Below are 24440 nucleotides of genomic sequence, written 5' to 3' on the forward strand. Positions count from 1 at the left end.
ATAGCAGCGGCATCCTTTTTTACGTCAGTTCGAGTGCCTTGAGGCAACGAAAGGAGTATCGAGAACAAGTAAAAAAGATATAGCGAATAGCCTGTTAAAACGCCAAAAAATAATAAACATGCAAGAAGGAATTTCGGGTAAAATTGCCCATTTTTTCATCAACTCAAAACTAACCATTTTGTTGATGATTGGTTTAATGATTATTGGTACATACAGTTCATTTCTAATCCCAAGGGAAGAAGAACCTCAAATAAACGTGCCTATGGCCGATGTCATGGTTGGTTATCCGGGCGCAACCCCAACCGAGGTTGAAAGCAGGGTTATAAAACCTTTGGAAAAGATAATTTCCAACATCAAAGGTGTTCAGCATGTGCATAGTATGGCGATGAATGGACAAGCCATGATGGTTGTGCAGTTTTATGTAGGGGAAGACACAGAGCGGTCTTATGTAAAATTGTATGATGAGTTGATGAAGCATGAAAACATGTTTCCTGAAGGTGTTTACAAACCAATGGTAAAAACGCGTTCTATTGATGATGTGCCTATGTTGGGACTAACGCTTTGGAGTGAAAACTATGATGATTTTCAACTACGTCAATTAGCTGAAGAATTAACTTCGGAAATTGAAAAAGTGAAAGATGTATCCATTACCAAAGTCATTGGTGGTAGAAACAGACAATTGAAAGTCGTTTTAGATAAAGATAAAATGGCTGGAAATGGTGTGGATGCTATGGGTATTATGCAAATGATTCAAGCCAATAATAGTAGCTCGCAATCTGGAAGTTTTGTAAATAATGATACCGAATATTTAATCACCACGGGGAATTTTCTAGAAACCGCAGAAGATGTTGAAAATTTGGTAGTTGGCATTAATAAAAATATGCCTGTATATTTAAAACAAGTGGCAACGATTAAAGATGGTCCAGAATCACCAAGTTCGTATGTGTCATTCGGATTCGGACAAGCTAACGAATCTTCTAAAAATTACAAGTCGGAATATCCAGCGGTTACCATTTCGGTGTCCAAAGTAAAAGGAGCCGATGCCATGAAGATATCGGATAAGATTTTAGAACACATCGATACTTTAAAGGAAACGTTGATTCCTTCTGATGTTCATGTAGATGTCACCAGAAATTACGGTGAAACTGCTTCTGATAAAGTAGGCGAATTGTTATTACACTTAGGTGTTGCTATATTAGCGGTCACTATTTTGGTGATGTTAGCCATGGGTTGGCGTGGCGGTTTGGTGGTATTCTTTTCGGTACCATTAACATTTGCATTGACCTTGTTTGCCTATTATATATTGGGTTATACCTTAAATAGAATTACGCTTTTTGCATTGGTTTTTGTGGTTGGGATTGTGGTTGATGATAGTATTATCATTGCAGAAAATATGCATAGGCATTTCAAAATGAAGCGTTTGCCATTTAAGCAAGCGGCTATTTATGCCATTAATGAAGTTGGTAATCCAACCATTTTAGCAACGTTTACTGTCATAGCAGCTATTCTACCTATGGCATTTGTATCGGGTATGATGGGGCCTTATATGAGTCCGATGCCTATAGGCGCCTCTATTGCTATGGTATTATCATTATTTGTGGCATTAACGGTGACGCCCTATTTAGGCTATCATTTATTACAGGAAAAAGAGGGTCAAGCCCATAAAGAAGAAGCTGGTTTAGAAACAAGCCGTATTTATAAAATCTACAAAAAAGTAGAACAGCCTTTTTTGGATAGCTCTAAAAAGCGCAATATCATGTTTGTGCTAACGGGCGTATTGCTTTTAGGTTCCGTGCTGATGTTTTTTACCAAATCAGTAGCCGTTAAAATGCTGCCTTTTGATAATAAAAATGAATTTCAAGTAGTGATAGATATGCCAGAAGGCACTACGTTGGAAAGAACGGCTGTGGTTGCCCAAGAAATTGCACAATATTTAAAAACCGTTCCTGAGGTCGTGGATTACCAAAACTATATTGGCGCATCTGCTCCCATAACTTTTAACGGATTAGTGCGTCATTACGATTTACGAGGCGGTAGCAATATGGCGGATATTCAAGTGAATCTGTTGCATAAAGAAGATAGGGATTTGCAAAGTCACGATATTGCTAAAATAGTTCGTCCGCATATCCGAAAAATAGCTAAAAAATTCGGAGCGAATGTGAAAATTGTTGAAGTGCCACCAGGACCACCCGTACTTTCAACTTTGGTGGCTGAGGTTTATGGCGGATCCGATTATAACGAGCAAATCAAGGTTGCTGAACAAGTAAAAACCATTTTGGAAAACACGACCGATGTGGTGGATGCCGATTGGATGGTAGAGGACAATCAAGTTGAATACCGTTTGGAAGTGGATAAAGAAAAAGCGATGCTTTACGGTATTGCGCCCCAACAAGTGGTTGGTAATTTAACCTATTTGCTTCAGGAATATCCTATTTCCAATTTATATGATGAAACGTCTAACGATAACATTGGTATGGTACTTTCTTTAGATGATAAAGATAAAACCTCACTTCAAGATATTCAGAATCTAAAAATTAAAAGCAGTCAAGGCAATATGGTTCCTATAAGTGATTTGGTTGCTGTTAAAAAAACAACCTTAGAGAAAACCATTTATAGAAAAGACCAAAAGCGTGTGGTGTATGTACTGGCAGATATGGCTGGCGACTTGGAAAGTCCGGTGTATGCTATTCTAGGGATGGAAGAAAAACTGCAAAAAATAAAACTTCCAAAAGGATATAAAATTAATGAATTGTATATGGACGCACCAACCGAAGAAAGCGATTTTACGGTAAAATGGGATGGCGAATGGCAAATCACTTTGGAAGTCTTCCGCGATTTGGGAGCGGCGTTTTTAATAGTCATCGTTATTATTTACATGCTGATTGTTGGGTGGTTTCAAAACTTTAAAACGCCATTGGTGATGATGGTTGCCATTCCCCTTTCATTGGTAGGAATTGTATTAGGTCACTGGATTCTAGGTGCTTTCTTTACCGCGACATCGTTTATTGGAATGATTGCCCTTGCGGGTGTTATGGTTCGTAATTCAGTCTTGTTAATTGATTTTATTGAAATCAGATTGAATGGTGGTATTCCTATAAAACAAGCCATTATTGATGCTGGAGCAGTTAGAACCACGCCAATCTTATTAACAACGGGTGCCGTCGTTATTGGGGCTTCCATTATATTATTTGATCCTATTTTCCAAGGCTTGGCGATTTCATTGGTGGCTGGAGCGATTGTTTCCACTATTCTAACCTTATTGGTAGTGCCTCTAATTTATTACATCACAGAACGCAAAAAATGGGAACCTAAAAATCCTTCAGAGGAAAGCAATATGGATGACCAAGAACCAAAAACATAAGCACATGAAACTAGTCATTATTACCGCCATTAAAGAGTTTGAGAAAGATATCAAGCTGCTATTGAAAAAAGCCCATGTGAAAACATTCTCTTTTAGAGATATTACAGGCTATAGAGATAGCACTGAAGATGCCGTGGAGTCTAATTGGTTTTCCAGTGAGATGAACCAAACGGAATCCATTCTGTTTTATGCGTTTGTAAATGCAGAATATGTTGATACACTTTTCGACTTAATCAACAATTTTAATCAGCAGCAACAAAGCTTGTCGCATATTCATCTGGCCGTTGTCAACATAGAAAAATCAAATTAAATTTATTCGATATGAAAAATAGAATCGTAAGAGCCGTAGCAGGCTCCTTTATCCTTATTAGTTTATTGCTTGCCATTTATGTCAACCAAAACTGGCTATGGTTTACCGCTTTTGTGGGAGCTAATTTATTGCAGTCATCCATCACTAAATGGTGTTTAATGGATACCATTTTGGAAAAGTTGGGTGTAAAAGATTAATTTCTCATAACGGCTTGTAACATTTTTTGATTGATGTAGTCTTATAAATATTAATCAAAAACACAACAGCCATGAGACAAGATAATCAACTGATAGTCATAACCCATTTAAGCCAATTGGTAACGTTGGTTACTGGTTTTGGAAGTTTAATCATTCCATTGATTCTTTGGGCAACACAAAAAGAAAAGGTTTATAATATGGATGCCCACGGTAAGAATATTGTAAACTTTCAATTGAGTTTAATTGTCTATTTTATTATATGCATTCCATTGATTTTATTACTCGGACTTGGTCTTATAGGGTTTGTTGTTTTGGGAATCATATCCATAGTATTTCCTATTATAAATGCCATTAAAGCCAGTCATGGCGAAACACCATCATACCCATTATCTCTTAAATTTATTAGTTAGTTTAGTTGAGATAAACAAAAAGCTCACCAAATGGTGAGCTTTTTTATTTGTCACTCCTGCATAGGCAGGAATTTAATTAACTATTCAACATCACAGGCATCACCAACATCGTAATTTGTTCCCCTTCATCAAGTCCGTCCACTGGCGTTAAAATCCCCGCTCTGTTTGGTAGACTCATTTCTAACTGTACGTCGTCAGCATTTAGATTGCTTAACATCTCCGTTAAAAAACGGGAGTTAAAGCCTATTTGCATATCATCGCCTTGATAATCGCAAGTCAAGCGCTCTTCAGCTTTATTGCTGTAATCAATATCTTCTGCAGAAATATTCAATTCCGCACCTGCAATTTTAAGTCGGATTTGATGTGTCGTTTTATTTGAAAATATACTTACACGACGCACCGAATTTAAAAATTGGGTTCTGTCAATCGTCAATTTATTCGGATTTTCCTTTGGGATCACCGCTTCATAATTAGGATATTTTCCATCGATTAAACGACAGATTAATTCCGAATTACCAAAAGTAAATTTAGCATTGGAATCGTTGTATTCTATTTTCACATCGTCTTCACTACCTGCTAAAATACCTTTTAAAAGATTTAATGGTTTTTTAGGCATGATGAATTCTGCTACTTGATTGGCTTTTACATCTTCACGTTTGTAACGAACCAATTTATGGGCATCAGTTGCTACAAATGTTAAACCTTCCGTAGAAAATTGAAAGAATACACCGCTCATCACAGGTCTTAAATCATCATTTCCAGCCGCAAAAATAGTTTTACTGATGGCGGTTGCCAAAATATCGCCAATTACAATTGTGGTACTTGGATCTTCAAGAGCCACCGCTTTTGGGAACTCATTTCCGTTAGCATACGCCAAAGCATATTTACCGTGGTTAGAGCTTATTTCAATGGTGTTATTATCTCCGACAACAAAAGTTAAGGGTTGTTCAGGAAATGTTTTTAAAGTCTCCAATAACAAGCGCGCGGGAATGGCAACACTACCTTTGCTATCGCTTTCAACTTCTAAGGACGATGCCATGGTGGTTTCTAAATCGCTGGCAGATACCGTGAGTTTCGATTTATCTAATTCAAATAAGAAATTATCTAAAATAGGTAAGGTGTTTGAACTATTGATAACACCGCCTAAAACTTGTAATTGTTTTAATAAATATGTGCTTGATACTATAAATTTCATTTGAAAATTGTTGTTATTTTATTATTGGTTGCCTGAAACAAATCCTTCAGTTTTTCTTTTTTAAAAGCTAAATGCACTTGGTTTCAAAGAAAATGAATGCGATTTTTATTGAAAATATACTACTTACAAATATATCCCATACAACCTAAAATAGGAAACAAACTTATTAACATTTAGGCAGTGTATTTTTTCTTTCTGAAGTAGTTAAAGCCAAAACCAAAGAGCCCTAACAATACCAATGGCAATGCGATATTGACGAGTTGCCATGTTGTTTTTTGGTCGGCTATTTTTTCCTGATCTAAGAAGGCAACCGTTATTTCTTTGGAACGAATGTTTATAAGTCCGTTATCGTCCAATAAATAATTTACGGCATTCAATAAAAATTCCTTGTTTCCCACGGGTTGGTTGTATGATCTATCAAATCCTAAATCCATTGGCGTATTTCTATTAATATCATTTTTAATGACGTCGCCATCAGCTATCACAATCATTTTGGTTGCTACACTCTCATTCTTTTCATCAGGAAGATTAAAGGGTTTTATTCTATTGTCATAAACCGATGTAAACTCGCCTTCCAAAAGCACCGCAAGTATTTGATTGCCTTTGTTGAAAATAGTTGGGTCAGGTTCTTGGGTTGCTAGCTCTAAACTGATTTGCCTTGGCATGCCTTCCATTTTTGTTAGTTTGGAAGTCTGTAAGAGGATGGTTTTGGTTATTGAATTTTTTAAAGTATCTATCTGATTTGCAAAATCAAACTTTACCAAATTAAGATTATTGGTAATGGAATGATTTGGATTGCCAGAAGCCAAAGGGGAGTATGGCCATTGCAGACGTATAAATTGTGTATCATTGCCATCTCCAGTAGCAACCATTATGGGTGCAGAATATAAGTCGCTTACCAACACAGGATTTATACGAACCCCATATTTAAAAAAGAAATCCGTTAAATTCAAGTCCCTAGTCACAGCAAAATTGCTTCCAGATTCATTATAAAGACTATCTTTTTCCATGGCAACGGCATCAATGAGCCAAAGACTTTTTCCACCGTTCATGGTGTATTGGTCTAACACTAATTTTTCTTCTTCTGTAAACGCTTCGGTTGGTTTGGCAGCTATGATTAAATCGAAAACCTTTAAATCCTTTAATGTTTTTTGCGGATTTACAGCAACGCTATCCAAGGTGAATGGTGCCAAAAAATAGTATTCTCCAAGTTTTTTTGCAAAGTCTGCAATGTATCTATCAGGCAACTCCCCATTGCCTTTTAAGATAGCAACTTTTCTGCTTTTTGGTTTTGTAAGTTTACTAAAACCATCGGCAAAAGCGTACTCTAAATGTTGCACGGAGTTTGTGACCAATTCTTGCTGTGAGGCACCAATTTTATTTTTTACCAGTGGAATAATCACCGTTTCATCATTATAACTTGCCAAAGCCCAAGGGAAAATAACTTCCTGCGTTGCTTTTCCGTTTTCTTGAACGCTTAATTGCATCGGTGTTAACCCACGCTGTACCAATTGTTGCATATTGCTATCGCGCGTGGCTTCGTCTTCCAACGGATTCATAAAATTGAAAACAATGTTGCTGTTTTTTGCTGAAAACTCTTCGATCAATTGTCTGGTTTCATTTTGAAGCCGTCTGAATTCCGAAGGAAAATTGTCGCCTTCCAAAAACACATCGATGATGATGGGTGAATCGACATTATTAATAATATTAACTGTGGCGTCACTTAAGGTGTAGCGTTTGTCTTGAGTTAAATCAAAACGTTTAAAAGCGATGCTGCTTACATAGTTAATACCTACTAAAGCCACTAAAAGAATGCCTATATGTTTTATATTCTTATTCAATCTTATCTTCTTCAAACTTTTTTTCCATTTGGTATTGGGAAATGCTTTTCACTTCATTGTCTTTAAAAACAAGTTCTAAACACTCTTGGGTCATGTTAAATGCACCGGGTTTAAAACCAAGATTGTAATTCCATTTGTCTGGTGAATTAGCTTTTATGGAATCATCCCAACCATACCATTCGCTAGAACCTAAAACTTCTTTGACTTCTTCTTTGGTTTTTCCTAAAAATAAGTTTTGGTTAACTACTTGGGTACTCATTTCGTACCTTAAGGCAGGTTTTTCTTTCCACGCCTCCGAATCGAAATGTTTTTGGTGATGATAGCTAAAAAAGATGTTTATAAACGGGTAAAACACATAAAAATAAACAATAGGCGTTGCTATGATGCTTATTAAAAGGCTTACCCATTTACGTTTGTCGATGGTGTTGGCAAATATCCAAGTAAGGATGAACACGGCACTTATAAAAATAACAAAAAGCGGAGTAATAATCATTTGGTCTCTCTGTTTAAATTGAATTTAGTAATGGTTAAAAAGAAAAAGGATACGCTTAAAAAATAAATAATGTCCCGGGTATCAAGAACGCCACGGCTCATGCTTTTAAAATGATAGCTCATGCCTAATTGTTCAATAGATGGGCTTGAAGTGAACTCTGAAATTCCTTCAAAACCTATATAAAACAAAAAGCATAAAAATACCGAAAGGATGAACGCTACTATTTGATTATCAGATAGGGTAGATGTAAAAATCCCAATTGCCGTGTAAGATGCTATCAAAAATAAAAGTCCGAAATACGACCCCACCGTACTACCCATATCTAAATTACCAACCGGATTTCCCAATTGATAAACTGTGTAAACGTATAGCAAGGTTGGTAACAGGGCAATGAGAATTAAAATTAAAGCCCCAAAATATTTACCAAGTACAATTTTTAAATGCGAAATGGGTTTGGTGAGTAATAATTCCAATGTTCCTTGTTTTTTTTCATCTGAAAAACTCCGCATGGTGACGGCGGGAATCAAGAAAATCAATATCCAAGGGGCCAATAAAAAGAATGAGGAAACATCAGCAAAACCATAATCCAGCACATTAAATTCTCCTTTAAAAATCCATAAAAACAAGCCGTTTAAAATCAGAAAAATAGCGATGACCAAATACCCTATTGGCGACGCAAAAAACGAATTGATTTCTTTTTTTAAAATGGCAAACATTAATTTAGTTAAAAGTTAAAAGTTAAAAGTTAAAAGTGTTCATATTTAAGTATTCCTTGAATTATTTATAATCTTGAAAAGCGCTGACGGTTTCTTTGCCTTTAGGAACCAGGGGCGTAGCAATAAAATTAACGCTTACGGTGTCCATTAAATTCAATCCCATAAGGCTAGAGGCACTCCCTACGGTAGTTGGGTTACTTTTGTAAACGGCAATCTCTAAAAACCCGCCCGAATTAAAAATTACCAAACCTCGGCCTTCATCATGGCGTTTGTCTTCTGGAATATCAAAATTAACTACGTCACTGTATTTTGAAAATATGATTTTAAATTTATTATTACGTGCCGAAATTTCAAAATCCCGTCCTTTTTGAACGGTTTCAAAAAAACTTTGCTTAATATTCGTTACCACGTTGCCATAGTTGTCAATATAAATAATGCTGCCGATAATTTGGGTTTTCTCCTCATTTATAAATGGCACTAGGTTTTTAATAGGTTTTATGGCATCAATGGTTTTTCCAATAACCTCTAGTGTACCGCCTCTAGCAATGTGGCAGGCTACTTTTACAAAGACATCCAGACCAGGGAAACTACCATGAATTTTATCATGGATGTTAATTTCAACAATTTTCTCTGGGGCAATTTCGCTGCCAAGCATGCTCATAATACCATTATCCGCACAAATAAAATAATGTTCGTCCAGTTTTATGGCTAGATGTTTATTTTCAGGATTTAATTCAGAATCCACACCAATAATATGAACACTTCCTTTTGGGAAACTTTTGTAAGCGTTTTGAATGATGTATGCCGCTTCGGGAATGTTAAATGGCGAAACACAATGTGAGATATCAACAATTTTCGCATTGGGAAGCTCACCATAAATAGCGCCTTTCATAGCACCTACAAAGTGATCTTTTTCACCAAAATCGGAAGTTAATGTGATAATCGCCATTGGCAAATTGTTGATATGTTTTTAATGTTTGGTTACTCAAAATTAGTATTTTTGAGTGTTACAAGATTGTTTTACAAACCTACATAAATTTTCGTTTTGGTTTTTATATTTTAAATGAAAAATAAAGGTTCATCAAGTCTTATTTAACAAAACAAAAAATACGGAATAAAACAAATAAATCCTTTCATCTGAGTAAACATTATTTTCGTTAATCTTAGTTGAATATAAAACTAAAATAACTGCCTTTGAACGAAATTGTTATTGAACTTGAAGAAATCACTCCAAAAGAATTTTTTGGACCAGAAAACACCCATATTGAACTTCTAAAAAAGTATTTTCCCAAACTTAAAATTGTAGCACGCGGTAATAAAGTCAAAGCATTTGGCGACGATGAATTACTGGAAGAATTTGATCGCAGGATCAATATGCTCATCAAACACTTCACAAAATATAATAAGCTCGACGAAAATGTCATTGAGCGTGTTTTAACAAGCCAAAGCAGTGATGATTATACCACGTCACAAAAAAGTGGCGAGGTTTTGGTGCATGGTGTCGGCGGAAAACTTATAAAAGCTGAAACGGCCAACCAGCGCCGATTGGTGGAAAGCATGCGTGCCAACGATATGGTGTTTGCCATTGGCCCAGCGGGAACAGGTAAAACCTATACAGGGGTTGCGTTAGCGGTTCAAGCATTAAAAAATAAGGAAGTCAAGCGAATTATTTTAACACGCCCAGCGGTTGAAGCAGGTGAGAATTTAGGATTTTTACCGGGCGATTTAAAAGAAAAGTTAGACCCCTATATGCAACCATTGTATGATGCCTTGCGCGATATGATTCCTGCAGAAAAGTTGGCGCTTTATATTGAAAATGGCACTATTCAAATTGCACCGTTGGCGTTTATGCGCGGAAGAACCTTGGATAATGCCTTCGTTATTTTAGATGAAGGTCAGAATACCACCCACAACCAAATGAAAATGTTTTTGACCCGTATGGGAAAAAATGCCAAGTTTTTATTGACGGGCGATCCTGGGCAAATCGATTTACCACGCCGTACCATTTCGGGTTTAAAGGAAGCTTTACTGATTTTAAAAAATGTGGAAGGGGTAGGCATGGTATTTTTAGACGATAAAGATGTGCTTCGCCACCGTTTGGTTAAAAAGATTATCGATGCCTACAAGCATATTGAAAACGTCGAGAATTAAAAGCGTCATTGCGAGGTACGAAGCAATCTCATAAGGCACAACTAACAATCATTATCATAGAGCCAGTTATTAATTTAACTGGCCTTTTTTTATACCATTCACATTTCTATCAGACAATCAAATAGTTAGGTGTTTATTGGGCTTAAGTACATTTTTATTATGTAAACATTAACAAAAATAATGTAAAAAGGGTAGCTATAAATCATCTAGATTTGCAGTATAATTATTAAAAAAATCAACATGAAAAAATTATTTTTAGGTATTGCATTATTAGGATTCAGTTCAATGTTTGCTCAAGAAACAGAAATAAACATCACGCCAGATAACTCATGGTTTAAAGCAGGAGTAACTGCTGGAATTCCTGTGGGTGACGCTAGCGATGTAGCATCGTTTAACTTAGGTCTAGACTTAAGAGGTCAATATTTGTTCAATCCAAATTTCGCCATTGGTGTCGCGTCTGGTTATACCCATTTTTTTGCAAAAGATGGTTTAGATGATTTTGGTATCATTCCTTTAGCAGGGTTTGCACGTTATTATTTTGCTCCTGAAGGTCTGTTTGTTGGAGCCGATTTAGGGTATGGATTTTTAACCAATGTTGAAAGTAATGCCGGAGGGCTTTATGTAAACCCACACATTGGTTACCATAACAGGGATTGGAATTTTTATGCATTTTACCAAAACACCTTTGCAGAGAACGATTTTGATTTCCAAACCGTTGGTGTTGGTGCAACCTACAACATTAGGTTTAATTAAATTTAAATAAGACTTCTCGATACAATTCGCTTCTGGCGAATCAGTCGAAGTGACAACTAGGTTGATAATTTTGTTTTTAGTTAGTCAGCCTGTCAGTTAGAGTGATTTTCGAAGCATGAGAAAATTGTATCGAGAACTTTAGTTAGTTGTTACACAAAACAAACTAACAGATTTCATTTAAAAGACATATTTGAATTAGAAAGGAGACAATTTATTTCTCCTTTTTTTGTTTGGCATAAGTAAACAAATTACATTTGCAATTCACATAAAACCGCTATTTTACATGAACACGATTACCACTACAAATTTCAATTTCCCTGGACAAAAAAGTGTATATAAAGGTAAAGTGAGAGAGGTTTATAACATCAATGGAGACATCTTGGTGATGATTGCCACCGATAGATTATCGGCGTTCGATGTCGTGATGCCAAAAGGTATTCCATACAAAGGGCAAATACTAAACCAAATCGCTACCAAAATGATGAAAGCTACCGAAGATTTGGTGCCCAATTGGTTGATTGCCACGCCAGACCCAAACGTAGCCGTAGGGCATTTATGTGAACCTTTTAAGGTAGAAATGGTCATTCGTGGGTATATGAGCGGTCATGCGGCACGTGAGTATAAAGCCGGCAAACGCTCACTTTGTGGCGTAGCGATGCCAGAAGGTATGAAGGAAAACGATAAATTCCCTGAACCCATCATCACGCCGGCTACTAAAGCGGAAATGGGCGACCATGATGAGGATATTTCCCGAGAGGATATTTTAAAACGTGGTATTGTAAGCGAAGCCGATTATGTGGTGTTGGAAGATTATACCCGTAAACTGTTTCAACGCGGTAGTGAGATTGCAGCGTCTCGTGGCCTTATTTTAGTGGATACCAAATACGAATTCGGAAAAACCAAAGACGGACAAATTGTGTTGATTGATGAAATACACACACCCGATTCGTCACGGTATTTTTATGCGGATGGTTATGAAGAACTTCAAGCCAAAGGCGAACCACAAAAACAATTAAGTAAAGAGTTTGTACGCCAATGGCTGATTGCCAATAACTTTCAAGGCTTAAAAGGGCAGACCGTACCATTTATGAGTGACGAGTACATTACCACCGTAAGCGACCGTTATATTGAACTTTACGAAAACATTACAGGTGATACCTTTGTAAAAGCCGATGTGAGCAACATACAAGCACGTATTGAAGCGAATGTGCTGGGGTATTTGGGGAAGTGAATCATTTTTTTTAAATCGCTTGTTGGCTAGACATGTAAATTTTTGGCATGGTATTTTTTAGCTATTGAATAGTTTATCAAAAAAAGCACTATGTCTATTTTGCGCGATGTCTAATAATTTTCGAAATGTCATCACTTCAATATGCATATTTAATTCAGGCTGTATTTTATAGTAAGTTCCAAAAGGAGTTTTTTTCCATCCTTTCCCTTCGTTAAATTTTACTAAATGAGGTGGAATAACATCCAGAATAATAAATCCAAACTTTGGTGTATTCTCAGTTATTATTACATGGTTCCCTTTATAATTTTTTTTGTCTTGTTTATAAAGAAATTCATCAAAATAGGGTTCTACCAAATCTGAAAACTGCCATCTGTAATCTCCCTTATTTTTCTGATGTGCTATTTCTCCAGGACGCTTGAACTCAAAAATCACCATCGAATTAATTTCTCCAGAACTTCTATTTCCAAAACTAATAGGATTGTCAAACATATCTGGATTATTTATTAGAATTAAGTCAGGTTCTTTACTGCTTTTCTTTTGAGAAAAAGAAATAATTGATTTATCTGAAGCGATGAACTTATAATTAATAAATCTTTCATCCAATAACCAAAGATTATGACTCTCATATGAGGTTTCAGTATTGGTTAAACCCATTGGGAAAATTATATTATGAACATCTTCTTCCAATTTATATTTACCTTCTTCATCTGCATCTAAAAACTTTTCGAATAATTGAATTATTGCTTTACGTCTAGTCATATAATCCGCTAAACTATCAACATCATATGCAGTTTTCTCTCTTATATCATCTTTAATTTTTTGAATTGATTCTTCACTGATTTGCTTTTCAGAAATAAATTTTTCAATATGATTTTCAACTTTTTTTCTTGCAGAATATGAAATCTTATATAAATGCTCTTCTAGTTTATCTTCCGAAAGATTAGGAGGAATCGAATCTAGTATCGCGGGATTTTTCAAAAAGCTTCTATATCTAGGAGCATTTTCTATGATGTAATTTTCAATTTGTTTTTGGCTTTTTATTTTAGAATCTTTTACAAATTGATGATATTCATCTTCTAAAACTTCAGTTAATTTTTCCTCTATATCTTGGAATGTAACGAGTTCTGAGTTATTAAAAAGTATATTTTCGTTTTCTTTTGGAATGTTAAACCCATTTCTAGTACTAAAAGCTTTTTGATTTAAATATTCAGATACTACATAGATATCTAAAAAATATAAATTACCGTTTTTCGAAATAGGATAATTAAAAAAACTATTAAAGTTTTTAATATTTCTTGGATTACCTACTACCCGAGAATTTGCACAATAGTAAACGTAATTGTTCTTTCTATTTCCTTCTTTAAGTGTTTTAGTAATATAAATTTTAAATGAATTTCCTTTTACTTCAAAAATTCGTTCTTTCTCTTTTGAGACTCTCTCAAATAGGTCGTTTATATATTCAACTTCTTTATTTTCTTCTTCATAAATCACTATACTAGGTAAAGAATTGTTGAGATAATAAATCAAGCAATGTTGCATTATTTTTTCTGAAATCTGCACCAATGATAAAGCTGATTTCTCCTTGATGATTTCATTAAAACAATTACGTAACTCAACAGTAGTTTTAAATTCTTCTTTATCTGAAATTTTAAATTCTACAGGTTTTAGTTCTTCGCTTGAATTAAACTGAAACTCTCTATACTGCCATTGGCCATTCTCGAAATAGTTACTTCTTACTTTTAAATTTTCAAAAGCAGCAAGAACTGTGAAACGCCCAATTCCTTTGCAACCATATTCTTTATTTATTTTAGAAAATGGTGTTTCAAAAGATTTATAATTATTTGAATTGAACCCGATACCATTATCTGTAATAATAATGCTATCTATGGTTTTTAAATTATCAAAATTTGTTTGTTTTGGATAGTTGCCTCTAATGATTTTTACCTGAATTATTTTTTCTTCATTTGGTATGTCTGATTGTTGTAAACTTATAATTGAATTTACAACAGACTCCATCATAGGCAATAGAACATCATCAGCTGTTAAATCAACAGTTTCAACAATATTTTCGACAGGAACGATCATTAATTTATAGTTGGTTTAATATATTTAAAAAAAAATTTAGTAACGATAACGAATGTAGTTTATTTAAAGTAAAAAACCAATATGTAGTATAATAGTTATAAAATCACTATCCCAAACTCAACAAAGTCCGCTTTATAGAGTCCCTTAATTTAGCATTCACGTTTACTTCATCGGCATAATCATTCCAACGCTGCACGGTATTTTGTATTTGCGAGATGATGTGTTCGGGCTTTTTTATGTTCATGGCTTTGGCAAAGCTTATTAAATCGTGTTTTTCAAAATCTTTGCGTTTTCCGTTTAGGCTTAAGGCGTGTTGGCTTACCCACATACTTTCTGGCCTGTAGGCGTGGCAAACATCGTAGGCGGGTGCGAGTTCCCAATCGCCACCTTCTTTAAGTCTAAATGCCGTGTTTTTGGTGTGGTCGTCACAATTTTTGGCTATTACATTAAATACCATTCTACGGTACATTTGTTCTGCCTGTGGGTAGGGCAAACGCAGTAACCGCATGGTTTGGAATAACTGCTCGTAACTGTAACTGTTCACGTTATTAAAATCATAATGCTGCATGGCGCAAAACGTTTGTATGTGGTGTTTTACAGAGCCATCTTCTCTGTCAAACCGTTTGGTCATAAAATGCGCCCTGCCGTTTTCTTCCAGTAATTCAGAGGGCATCATATCAATGCCACACGCTGTTGCCATGTTGTAATATGCCATTTCAACCCTGCCATAGCCTTTGCTTTCCCCAAATTGGGCATCGCTCACGCCATCCAATTTTATCATATAATGTTCAAAACCTTTGGGTGAATTTGTTTGCCCAGAGCGTACTTGCCCCGTTTTTTTATTATAGGCAATAATGGCCTTGGGTCTGGCACCACCGGCAGAGGCTCCTATTTTTAAAATCTCCATCATGGCTTGGTGTTCGTCTTTGCTCATATTGGCATCAAAGGTTTCCCTTTTGTCCAACATGCGCTGAGCGATACTTACCAAACTATTAATTTCTACATCAAAGGTATTCTTGCTGGGCTTGAGTTGGGTGGGTTCAAACTCCAAGGCGCCCATACCTCGTGTGCCTATAAAACAGAGTTGCTCTATGGGGTTCATGCTGTTTTCTGGTCGCCCGTTTTGTGCCAACCACGTGTTTATTAATTGGTTTCCGTATTTATCGGGCAATACATCGGCCAACAAACCGGGCAAGCCTTTAAAGGTGTTGAATTCGCTATTTTTTGAAGGACGAAGTTCTGGAAATGAAAATATAGTTTGATTGGATTGAATGGGCATTTTAATGGGCGCCAAATCTATTTGCAGGTTTTTGAACTTTGGTTCGTACTCAAAACTGGCAAGACCTTGACTTTCGTCCCATGCCACGGCACCAACTACATGTCCCCAAATTTTCACGAAGGCTGTTTTTACGGTTACCATTCGCTTGTATTTTGGTTATCGGCATTGGTATTTGAACGGGCTCTTTGTCTTTTTTGTTTTTCTAGTTTAGCGAGTTCTAACGGACTTATTTGTGTTTGGATTTTAAACACCTCAAAAACGTTTAGCAAGTCAAGTGCCCTTAAAATTTGCACCAATGAAATTAATGAAATAGGTTCGCCGTTTTCAATTTGGCTTAGGGTCCAACGATTGATGCCTGCGATTTCGGCAATTTTTGTTTGGGTCTTATTTTGGTTTAAGCGTTGTTGCTTTATGTAATTTCCAATAACAGCTATGATGGCTTTATCACTCATTGATAACCATGATGTGTTGGTATTTTCCATCTTTAATGATTTTATTTATATTTAATGTTAGTTTTTACTAACGCAAATATATGAAATATTTTTTATAAACGACATATATGTTGGTAAATACTAACTTTATATATTTAAATTGTATTTAATGTTTGCAAAAACTAACAAATAATTATTTAAAATATAGAATTAAAAAATGAAAATGAGAATTCATCGCTTAAAATGAAAGACTAAACCACTAAGATATTTATTTGTTTCGGTTTAATACGCTTATAACCAATCGTTTTACGGTTTCCATTTCTTCAGGTTTACTAGCGGCAATTAAAAGGGTTAAGCTGGCTAATGTATTATTGCTGATGATAGGTTGTTGCTATTGGTTAAACAACATATTATTTTGTTGTAAAAACTTTAGAAAACAGGCTGCCGCAATGCGTTTATTACCATCTACAAACGAATGGTTTTTAACTATTAAATATAACAGCATGGTTGCTTTTTCCTCTAGTGATTCATAAAAATCATTGGTATCAAACCCTTTCTGTATTTGAGCTACAGAACTTTGAAAGCTTTTGTCTTTTTCTTTTCCAAATACAGATGAATCAAATTCCTTTAGCATTTGGTTTATGAGACTTTTATAATCGTCTAAACTTGGATAAACAGCCTCTCTTTTTGTTAAGCCTTTGGCATCTAATTGCTCATGGTCGTAATCGTCCAATAAGCTCAAGCCTTTGGCAAAAGTAGTAAGCCATTGGTTGTCTGCTGTTTTTTCCTCAATGGCTCTGCTTAAAATCTGAATACCATTTTTAAGCACTAATACTTCTTGTTCTTTTTGGGCTAAACGGTTTTCGTTAATGGCATAACCTTTAACTAAATATTCTTTTAGAATACTATTTGCCCATATTCTAAATTGTGTGCCTTGCTTGGAATTAACACGATAACCAACTGAGATAATCATATCTAAGTTATAATGGTCTATGTTTCTATTGACCATGCGGCTGCCTTCTTGACGAACTATCCGGAATTTCCGGATAGTTGAATCAATACTTAGTTCACCGGTATTGTAAATGTTTTGAATATGCTCATTAATAGTTCGTAAATCTTTATCAAAAAGAGTTGCCATTTGAACTTGAGATAACCAAATAGTATCAGCTTGCATCGTAATCTGCAATTGACTTGTGCCATCTTTTGCTTGATATATCAATATTTGATTTTCTTCGCTCATAACTTTTAATGATGCCATTTTTGTTAATTAACAACCAAAACATTCTTCCCTCTAGAACGCCCTTCGTGTTGGTATTTTAAAGCGTCTTTGGCTTCGGTGAGTTTGAATTGTTTGTCAATAAATATTTTTACGTGGTTTTGCTCTATGAGGTTAACAATGGTTTTTAATTGATCGGGATTGGAATGAAATAAAAAGTTAGTCGCATTGACAGCATGTTTTTGTGCTAAGTCTTCAGAAGGCTTTGCGGTAATGGATACATAATTGCCACCTTTTTTAAGTAGGGGAATGGTTTGTTCTGAACTCGCCATACTATCGAACACGGCATCAAAGTCGGGAGTGATTTTAGAAAAATCCGCTGTTTTATAATCAATAATAGCATCAACTCCAACGGATTTTAAAAACGCCTCATTTTTTGTAGAAGCTAAGCCCACCACATGCGCGCCTTTCCATTTAGCGAATTGCACAGCAAACAACCCAACGCCACCAGCCGCCGCTTGAACTACTATTTTTTGTCCTCTTTGTAGATTTAATTTATCAAATAATCCCTGCCAAGCTGTTAATGCTGCCAACGGCACGGCTGCGGCTTCTTCAAAACTCAGGTTTTTAGGCTTTAGTGCTAGATATTTGGTTTCGGTTGCCACGTATTCAGCAAAGGCGCCTTGTTTTGCCCATTCCAACGAGCCAATTATTTCATCACCGATTTTAAAACCAGTGACATCAGTGCCGACAGCTTCAATAATTCCAGAAATATCAGTACCAACCGTATAAGGCATTTCAAAATACCCATAAACGGTACTTTTCCAATCCACCGGATTGATACCGCAGGCTTTTACTTTTATTAAAACTTGATTTGGTTTTATTTCTGGTTTTGGAAGTTCTTCGATGTTTACATTATCTATCGTTCCTTTTTCGTGTATTCTTATGGCTTTCATTTTTATTTAGAGTTGTGAGTTATGGGTTATGGGTTTTGGATTTTGAGTTTTGGGCTTTGGATTTTCGGTTGTGAGGGTTTTATTTAGGGCACTTGGTCTTAGATAATGGCATGGTAGAAGTAAACGTCACATGATCTGTGTTGACAAAACAGATACCGTCTTCATCCATCGGCCCGTAACCTTCAATAAGTTGATGGTTAACCATCTTAAAAATAACCTCGCGTTTGCTGGTCACGCCTTCCGATTGAAAAGTATAATCACCTAAAACAATGTCATCTATTAACACGCCTTCAAACGTACCCATGTTGGCATCTTTTTCGGCTAGGTGGTAATTTAGATGTCCTTTAATAAAGCTATTATTATTGTCAGTTACTTCAAATAGTATTGAACTGTTATTTCCATTGTAGGTATAGCAACCGATTTCCAATAGTCCTTCGGAACTATGACTTTCAATGATTTCAATAGGTTCTGTAGTTTTAATGGTTTCTTCCGATTTGTTTTTACAACTAACGAAAGCAAGGATGAGAGCTAACAGAATGATTTTCTTTTTCATTTTTATAAATTTAATTTACTTTTTTGAATCGCATCATGGCAACATCATCCAGCATGAACACGAGATTACCTTGTTCATCAAAACTATATGCGTTTATTTTTTTCATGGTGCTTAAAAACGTTTGTTCTCCTTCACCACAATACATCATAGTCGTTGGTCCTGGGTCGCCAAAGGAAATTTTATTTCCGTTTAAGGTGTATTCTGCTCTATAGCCTTTACAACTGGCGTTTCCTTCCACATGCTTGGTGATTTTGTTAAAGGTGATTTGCGGGCTTTTATCTGGGTACAAGCCGCTAAAGGTGATCCGTGGCCCAGAAATATAATCCAATTCCCATGTGGTATTGTATAAATTATCAGCCATTGTGTTGGTTGATTTGCATGCGTTTAAGCATACTATTATAATAAAAACGGCAAGGATTTTTAATGGTTTCATATTTTATGGATTTAGGATTATTGGCTAGAGCTAATTTAGTTTTTTAATATGAAAAAGGAGCAGAGCCGAATAATAATTGCCTACCAATTTATTAACAGAAGCAAAAAAGACCCTGCTTTAATGCAAGGTCTTTTTAGAATTAATGTTTGTGATGCGCGGGTTCCCAGATAAGTCTTAAAAACGTACTGAATCGTTCGTTTTCCCTTGCCACGGGAATACCAGTTACAATACCTACCAATAGATTATCTGTAATTCCCAATCGCATTTGCGGTCGCATGGTCATATCAAAATCGCCCGAATCTAAGGTTTTATTAAATTCAATACCGATAAAATTCCTAGTTCCCGGAATCATGTAATGGATATTGCTATTGATGTCATAGGTTGTATGGAACGATTTCGTTAAAAAGTTCTGTTCTATCATGGGACCCGTGTAAATAAGAGAATGGAAATTATTGCCCCAACGCTTGGCAACTACCAAAAATGGATTGTAGATATTCCCCGTAATTAATGGTTTTCCAAAATCCCTAAAACTGGAGAGCTCAAACTCATTAATATACCCAATGGCCATGGATGTTGCGATTTTTTCATTAACAAAAAACGACCATTGTGCGGCAATTTTAATGCTGTTTAATTGATTGGAGGGAATGGCATCTCTTGGTGTGCCATTTATAGGGGAATAAAAGGTGAATGGTAACTCGACTTCCAAACCTAATCGGTCGGCAGGTGCCCATTCATATTCGATAAGGGCTTCATAAGAATCGAAGGTCTGGTTATCTGTTAATCCAAAACCCAAGTTCCATTCTCTTTCACCTTTTCTGGCACCTAAATCCCTAATCAAATCTATATATAAAGGTTCTGCGTGCAATAATTTAATAGGTTCTTTGGCGTTTTCAGTTTCTTGGATATATATACTATCTAGTATGGCATCATTGTCTTGAGCAAACGCATAAGTTACTGGCATTAATAATAGTATGAATGCCCATTTATTTTTGAAATTCATTTGTAGGTTATTTTTTTGAATTAATAGTTTTTCTAACTCTTATAAAAGGATAGAAGTGTTTTTAAGAATAAACTAATAAATCAAACTTCGGGCGGTGGATTGTTAATTTGGTGATGTCCAACAGATATATGGCTGTTGGGATGGTGGCATATCTGTTTAAGAACATTCAAAATAGGCTCCCTATTGTTTTCCTCTGAAACGGTTGTAGGAATAAAATCTATTTTAAAATGGCCTTTTTTTGTATGGTTTTCGGTATCGGGGTCATCGTGCTCTTCAATAGCATTCTCAAAGCCCAAAACTTGTTCCACAACAATTTCCACAATACTTTCTTGGTCGTTGAATGATAAATCTTCAGGAATGTGGTTTGGGAAAGCATCCACAGTATCAACACTCATATTAAGAAAATACAATCCCATGAATCCCCAAAGGAATCTAACGGCTATGCTATGTCTTATGTGTTGAAACATGCTGCAAAACTAACGCTATTATAATAAAATTATTTTTAAAGTCATTATAAAAAGAGTTTTTACAAGATTATTGTTTAATCCTGTCAACTACTTTTAGAAATAGATTATAAAAAAACGTGTTGGTTTTTGCATAGTAAAATGAAATAACCACTGTCACCAGAATAAAAGCCAACGCACCAAGAACAGCCTGATAAGGATCTAGGGCTTTGTAGTAGAAATGCTTAAGTCCGATACCTGTATAACTTCCAAAAATAATGATGAAATGAAACGTGTAAATGGATAATGTTTTTTCACCAATTCTGGTAATGATAGAGCGTTTAAAAAAATGCTCAAACGTGTAAAACAAACCGAAAAGCACCAGCACATCGCCCAAACGGGAGAATAAATAATTATAATCTGCCGCAGCATTAAAAAGTGTCTCCCCTGTTAAACGGCCTATTTTATGAAGAATGATGGAGGATTTAAATATGAGTAATAAACCAACTGTAAAAAATGTAATAATGGTCAGCACTTTAAAGGCGCGCCTATGTACATGTCTGAAAAAAACAGTTGCAAAAAATGCACCAAAAGCCGTATAGCCAAACCATGGTATGATGGTAAAAACGGAGCCGTTTTCTTTAGTGATATAGTTTGCAAAAAATAAAGGAGTGTCAGGCAATAAAATGGTTCTGTATAAAGGTTCCGTTACAAAAATAACACAGCCTATAATAACCAATACAATAGATAAAATATAGGTATTTGCTTTAAACACATAATATAAACCTACCATAAGGATGAGTGATAAACCAATGCATTGTAAAACATCAATGACTAAAAAGTAGGTGTAAAATTTTCCTTGAAACCATCCATAAAAATCGACACGTAATGTATATCCAATAAATAATAGCAATAAACCCCTATAAAGTCCTTTGCGGATTCGTGCTTTATCGCTGCCCTTTTCTTTGGCTTTTAGCAATAAATACATAAAAACGAGTCCGGAAATAGTGAAAAAAGTTGGAGCCGTAACGCCTCTAAAATACGACCAGATATTAAAAAATATATTTGTGGTATCTCTATAAATGGGGTCTAAAAGCGTATCAATAAAATGCCCCTGTAACATCATTAATATGGCAAAAGCTCTTACGGCATCAATAAAATAAAGACGATTAGAATGCAACAGGTTCAGGTTATGGTTTGACTGGTATAAAGATAGTTTTAAAAATTATTTGTAGCAAAATTATAATTTACTGATTTTTAACAGATATTCCAATTTGTTAATGATTGTTCTTTCTTAACTAAAGAGCTTGACTTCTTGCATGAACAATTTAATTTATATATTAGTGGACTAAAACTAAACTAGAATATGACTAAACAAGAAAAGGCAACCGCCTATTGGAAAGAGAATATCAAATATCTTTTCATTTTATTAACCATTTGGTTTTTGGTTTCTTATGGAGCCGGCATCTTATTTAAAGATGCGTTGGACACTATAAAAATAGCAGGCTTTAAACTCGGTTTTTGGTTTGCGCAACAAGGTTCCATGTATGTGTTTGTTATTTTAATTTTCGTGTATGTTCGTATTATGAATAAACTTGATAAAAAATACGGATATGACAACTAGTTTATTATTGGTAGAAGCCATCAGCGTTCAAAACTGGACGTATATTTTAGTAGGTTTAACATTTGCATTATACATAGGAATCGCCATATGGTCTCGAGCAGGTTCTACTAGGGAATTTTATGTGGCGGGAGGCGGTGTATCGCCATTAGCGAATGGTATGGCAACGGCGGCGGACTGGATGAGTGCGGCGTCATTTATATCGATGGCGGGTATTATTAGTTTTGCAGGTTATGATGGTGCTGTTTATTTAATGGGATGGACCGGAGGCTATGTGTTGTTAGCCTTATTGCTAGCGCCTTATTTGCGCAAATTCGGAAAATTTACTGTTCCCGATTTTATTGGTGATCGTTACTATTCCAATACGGCTCGTATTGTAGCTGTTTTTTGTGCGCTTATTGTATCGTTTACCTATGTTGCGGGTCAGATGCGTGGCGTTGGTATTGTGTTTTCGCGCTTTTTGGAAGTTGATATCAATACAGGTGTTATATTAGGAATGCTCATTGTCTTGTTTTATGCCGTTCTTGGTGGTATGAAAGGCATCACCTATACGCAAGTCGCACAATATTGTGTATTAATTTTTGCGTTTATGGTGCCTGCTATTTTTATCTCCATACAAATGACAGGAAATCCCATTCCGCAATTGGGTTTTGGAAGCACTTTATCTGATGGCTCTGGAACCTATTTACTTGATAAATTAGACGGATTGAGTACTGAACTTGGTTTTGCTGAATATACACAAGGCTCGAAATCAATGATAGATGTGTTTGCCATCACCTTAGCATTAATGGTCGGCACAGCAGGTTTGCCACACGTTATCGTGCGCTTTTTTACAGTGAAGAATGTAAAGGATGCCCGTAAATCGGCTGGTCTAGCGTTGTTGCTAATTGTTATTTTATATACTACAGCACCTGCCGTATCCGTTTTTGCACGAACGAATTTGATTGAAACGGTTTCTAATAAAGAATATGCTAGCGTTCCTGAATGGTTCAAGAAATGGGAAAAAACAGGGTTGATTGTATTTGATGATAAAAATAAAGACGGACGCATTCAATATGTGGCCAATAAAGATCAAAATGAATTAACGGTTGATAACGACATTATGGTTTTGGCAAATCCTGAAATAGCCAAATTACCCAATTGGGTGATTGCCTTGGTGGCGGCTGGTGGCTTGGCGGCAGCGCTTTCAACGGCAGCTGGATTGTTATTGGTGATTTCTTCGTCGGTGTCCCACGATTTAATCAAAAAAATAATCAACCCTAAAATTTCTGAAAAAGGGGAATTGGTGGCAGCTCGTTTATCGGCTGTCGGCGCGGTTTGCGTGGCGGGTTATTTTGGAATTAATCCACCAGGATTTGTCGCGGCAGTTGTAGCATTGGCATTCGGATTGGCGGCGGCATCGTTTTTCCCAGCCATTATTTTAGGTATTTTTTATAAAAGAATGAATAAAGAAGGTGCCATTGCGGGTATGGTGGTTGGTATCGTTGCCATGTTGTTTTATATGATGAAATATAAACTAGGATGGTTTGACGAAGTGCTTCCGGATAAAAGCGAATGGTGGTTTGGCATTTCACCCGAAGGTTTCGGAAGTGTTGCCATGGTTTTAAATTTCATTGTATCCATCACCATCATGAAATTCACGCCAGAACCACCAAAGAATGTGCAGGCTATGGTCGAAAAAATAAGAATACCTAGTGGTGCGGGAAAGGCAACAGGACATTAAACAATAAATCAAATAAACGAATCAACGCATAAACAAATCAAC

Annotated in this window: 24 protein-coding genes; 9 read left to right on the plus strand and 15 right to left on the minus strand. The window is 35.8% G+C overall.

Annotated elements, in window-relative coordinates; translation table 11 throughout:
* The first annotated feature begins 118 nt into the window (after positions 1–118).
* From CDH50_RS07405 to CDH50_RS07420, 4 genes are all read left to right on the plus strand, one after another.
* Positions 119–3361, plus strand: coding sequence for an efflux RND transporter permease subunit (locus CDH50_RS07405; protein WP_100611385.1), 3243 nt, complete (start codon positions 119–121; stop codon positions 3359–3361).
* 4 nt (positions 3362–3365) lie between these two features.
* A complete protein-coding gene (locus CDH50_RS07410; RefSeq protein WP_100611697.1) occupies positions 3366–3671 on the plus strand; it encodes a hypothetical protein in 306 nt (101 codons plus the stop codon).
* Between the two features lie 11 nt (positions 3672–3682).
* Positions 3683–3868 carry a YgaP family membrane protein gene (locus CDH50_RS07415; protein ID WP_100611386.1) on the plus strand — a complete coding sequence of 62 codons (186 nt, stop codon included), beginning with the start codon at positions 3683–3685 and terminating at the stop codon, positions 3866–3868.
* Between the two features lie 71 nt (positions 3869–3939).
* On the plus strand, positions 3940–4278 hold the full coding sequence (locus CDH50_RS07420; protein ID WP_100611387.1) for a DUF4870 domain-containing protein: 339 nt from the start codon (positions 3940–3942) through the stop codon (positions 4276–4278).
* Positions 4279–4354: 76 nt separating this feature from the next.
* Here the strand turns inward: CDH50_RS07420 and dnaN are convergent, their stop codons facing one another.
* The 5 genes from dnaN to CDH50_RS07445 form a co-directional block, all read right to left on the minus strand.
* On the minus strand, positions 4355–5473 hold the full coding sequence (gene dnaN, locus CDH50_RS07425) for a DNA polymerase III subunit beta (protein WP_100611388.1): 1119 nt from the start codon (positions 5471–5473) through the stop codon (positions 4355–4357).
* A gap of 173 nt (positions 5474–5646) precedes the next feature.
* Positions 5647–7320 (minus strand): gliding motility-associated ABC transporter substrate-binding protein GldG, encoded by a 1674-nt coding sequence (gene gldG, locus CDH50_RS07430; protein ID WP_100611699.1) that lies wholly within the window; start codon positions 7318–7320, stop codon positions 5647–5649.
* Entirely contained in the window at positions 7307–7807 is a 501-nt protein-coding gene (locus tag CDH50_RS07435; protein ID WP_100611389.1) for a hypothetical protein, read from the minus strand. Before CDH50_RS07435 ends, gldG begins: the two co-directional genes overlap by 14 nt.
* Positions 7804–8523: a gliding motility-associated ABC transporter permease subunit GldF gene (gene gldF / locus CDH50_RS07440; RefSeq protein WP_100611390.1), complete on the minus strand. Its 720-nt coding sequence runs from the start codon at positions 8521–8523 to the stop codon at positions 7804–7806. The genes CDH50_RS07435 and gldF overlap by 4 nt, the downstream gene beginning before the upstream one ends.
* A 61-nt stretch (positions 8524–8584) precedes the next feature.
* Positions 8585–9472, minus strand: a complete 888-nt coding sequence (locus tag CDH50_RS07445) for an SAM hydrolase/SAM-dependent halogenase family protein (RefSeq protein WP_100611391.1) — start codon at positions 9470–9472, stop codon at positions 8585–8587.
* A 245-nt stretch (positions 9473–9717) separates the two neighbouring features.
* Between CDH50_RS07445 and CDH50_RS07450 the strand changes: the two genes are divergently transcribed.
* From CDH50_RS07450 to CDH50_RS07460, 3 genes are all read left to right on the plus strand, one after another.
* Positions 9718–10674, plus strand: a complete 957-nt coding sequence (locus CDH50_RS07450; protein WP_100611392.1) for a PhoH family protein — start codon at positions 9718–9720, stop codon at positions 10672–10674.
* Between the two features lie 240 nt (positions 10675–10914).
* On the plus strand, positions 10915–11427 hold the full coding sequence (locus CDH50_RS07455) for a hypothetical protein (protein ID WP_100611393.1): 513 nt from the start codon (positions 10915–10917) through the stop codon (positions 11425–11427).
* Positions 11428–11710: 283 nt separating this feature from the next.
* The gene (locus tag CDH50_RS07460; RefSeq protein WP_100611394.1) at positions 11711–12658 is read left to right on the plus strand and encodes a phosphoribosylaminoimidazolesuccinocarboxamide synthase; all 948 of its coding nucleotides are present in this window, start codon (positions 11711–11713) and stop codon (positions 12656–12658) included.
* 57 nt (positions 12659–12715) lie between these two features.
* On the opposite strand, the gene CDH50_RS07465 is transcribed toward CDH50_RS07460, so the two are convergent.
* From CDH50_RS07465 to CDH50_RS07510, 10 genes are all read right to left on the minus strand, one after another.
* Entirely contained in the window at positions 12716–14743 is a 2028-nt protein-coding gene (locus CDH50_RS07465; protein ID WP_100611395.1) for a hypothetical protein, read from the minus strand.
* A 106-nt stretch (positions 14744–14849) separates the two neighbouring features.
* On the minus strand, positions 14850–16163 hold the full coding sequence (locus tag CDH50_RS07470) for a type II toxin-antitoxin system HipA family toxin (protein WP_100611396.1): 1314 nt from the start codon (positions 16161–16163) through the stop codon (positions 14850–14852).
* Complete coding sequence (locus tag CDH50_RS07475; protein ID WP_100611397.1) at positions 16157–16504, minus strand: helix-turn-helix domain-containing protein; 348 nt, start codon at positions 16502–16504, stop codon at positions 16157–16159. The genes CDH50_RS07470 and CDH50_RS07475 overlap by 7 nt, the downstream gene beginning before the upstream one ends.
* Before the next feature lie 340 nt (positions 16505–16844).
* Entirely contained in the window at positions 16845–17711 is an 867-nt protein-coding gene (rhuM, locus tag CDH50_RS07480; protein ID WP_232731980.1) for a virulence protein RhuM/Fic/DOC family protein, read from the minus strand.
* A gap of 5 nt (positions 17712–17716) precedes the next feature.
* Complete coding sequence (locus CDH50_RS07485) at positions 17717–18625, minus strand: NADP-dependent oxidoreductase (RefSeq protein ID WP_100611398.1); 909 nt, start codon at positions 18623–18625, stop codon at positions 17717–17719.
* 79 nt (positions 18626–18704) lie between these two features.
* Positions 18705–19178: a hypothetical protein gene (locus tag CDH50_RS07490; protein WP_100611399.1), complete on the minus strand. Its 474-nt coding sequence runs from the start codon at positions 19176–19178 to the stop codon at positions 18705–18707.
* Positions 19179–19188: 10 nt separating this feature from the next.
* Positions 19189–19611 carry an META domain-containing protein gene (locus CDH50_RS07495; protein WP_100611400.1) on the minus strand — a complete coding sequence of 141 codons (423 nt, stop codon included), beginning with the start codon at positions 19609–19611 and terminating at the stop codon, positions 19189–19191.
* A gap of 139 nt (positions 19612–19750) precedes the next feature.
* Positions 19751–20611 carry an HAEPLYID family protein gene (locus CDH50_RS07500; RefSeq protein WP_100611401.1) on the minus strand — a complete coding sequence of 287 codons (861 nt, stop codon included), beginning with the start codon at positions 20609–20611 and terminating at the stop codon, positions 19751–19753.
* A gap of 80 nt (positions 20612–20691) precedes the next feature.
* Positions 20692–21078, minus strand: coding sequence for a hypothetical protein (locus CDH50_RS15185; RefSeq protein ID WP_198513452.1), 387 nt, complete (start codon positions 21076–21078; stop codon positions 20692–20694).
* Positions 21079–21145: 67 nt separating this feature from the next.
* Entirely contained in the window at positions 21146–22234 is a 1089-nt protein-coding gene (locus CDH50_RS07510) for a heparan-alpha-glucosaminide N-acetyltransferase domain-containing protein (RefSeq protein ID WP_100611402.1), read from the minus strand.
* Positions 22235–22420: 186 nt separating this feature from the next.
* On the opposite strand from CDH50_RS07510, the gene CDH50_RS07515 reads away from it, so the two are divergent.
* Together CDH50_RS07515 and CDH50_RS07520 are read left to right on the plus strand one after the other, a co-directional pair.
* Positions 22421–22678: a DUF4212 domain-containing protein gene (locus tag CDH50_RS07515; protein ID WP_100611403.1), complete on the plus strand. Its 258-nt coding sequence runs from the start codon at positions 22421–22423 to the stop codon at positions 22676–22678.
* 19 nt (positions 22679–22697) lie between these two features.
* The gene (locus tag CDH50_RS07520) at positions 22698–24398 is read left to right on the plus strand and encodes a sodium:solute symporter family protein (protein WP_100611701.1); all 1701 of its coding nucleotides are present in this window, start codon (positions 22698–22700) and stop codon (positions 24396–24398) included.
* The last annotated feature ends 42 nt before the right edge of the window (positions 24399–24440 follow it).

The sequence above is a fragment of the Confluentibacter lentus genome, from assembly GCF_002806995.1.
GTDB lineage: Bacteria > Bacteroidota > Bacteroidia > Flavobacteriales > Flavobacteriaceae > Confluentibacter > Confluentibacter lentus.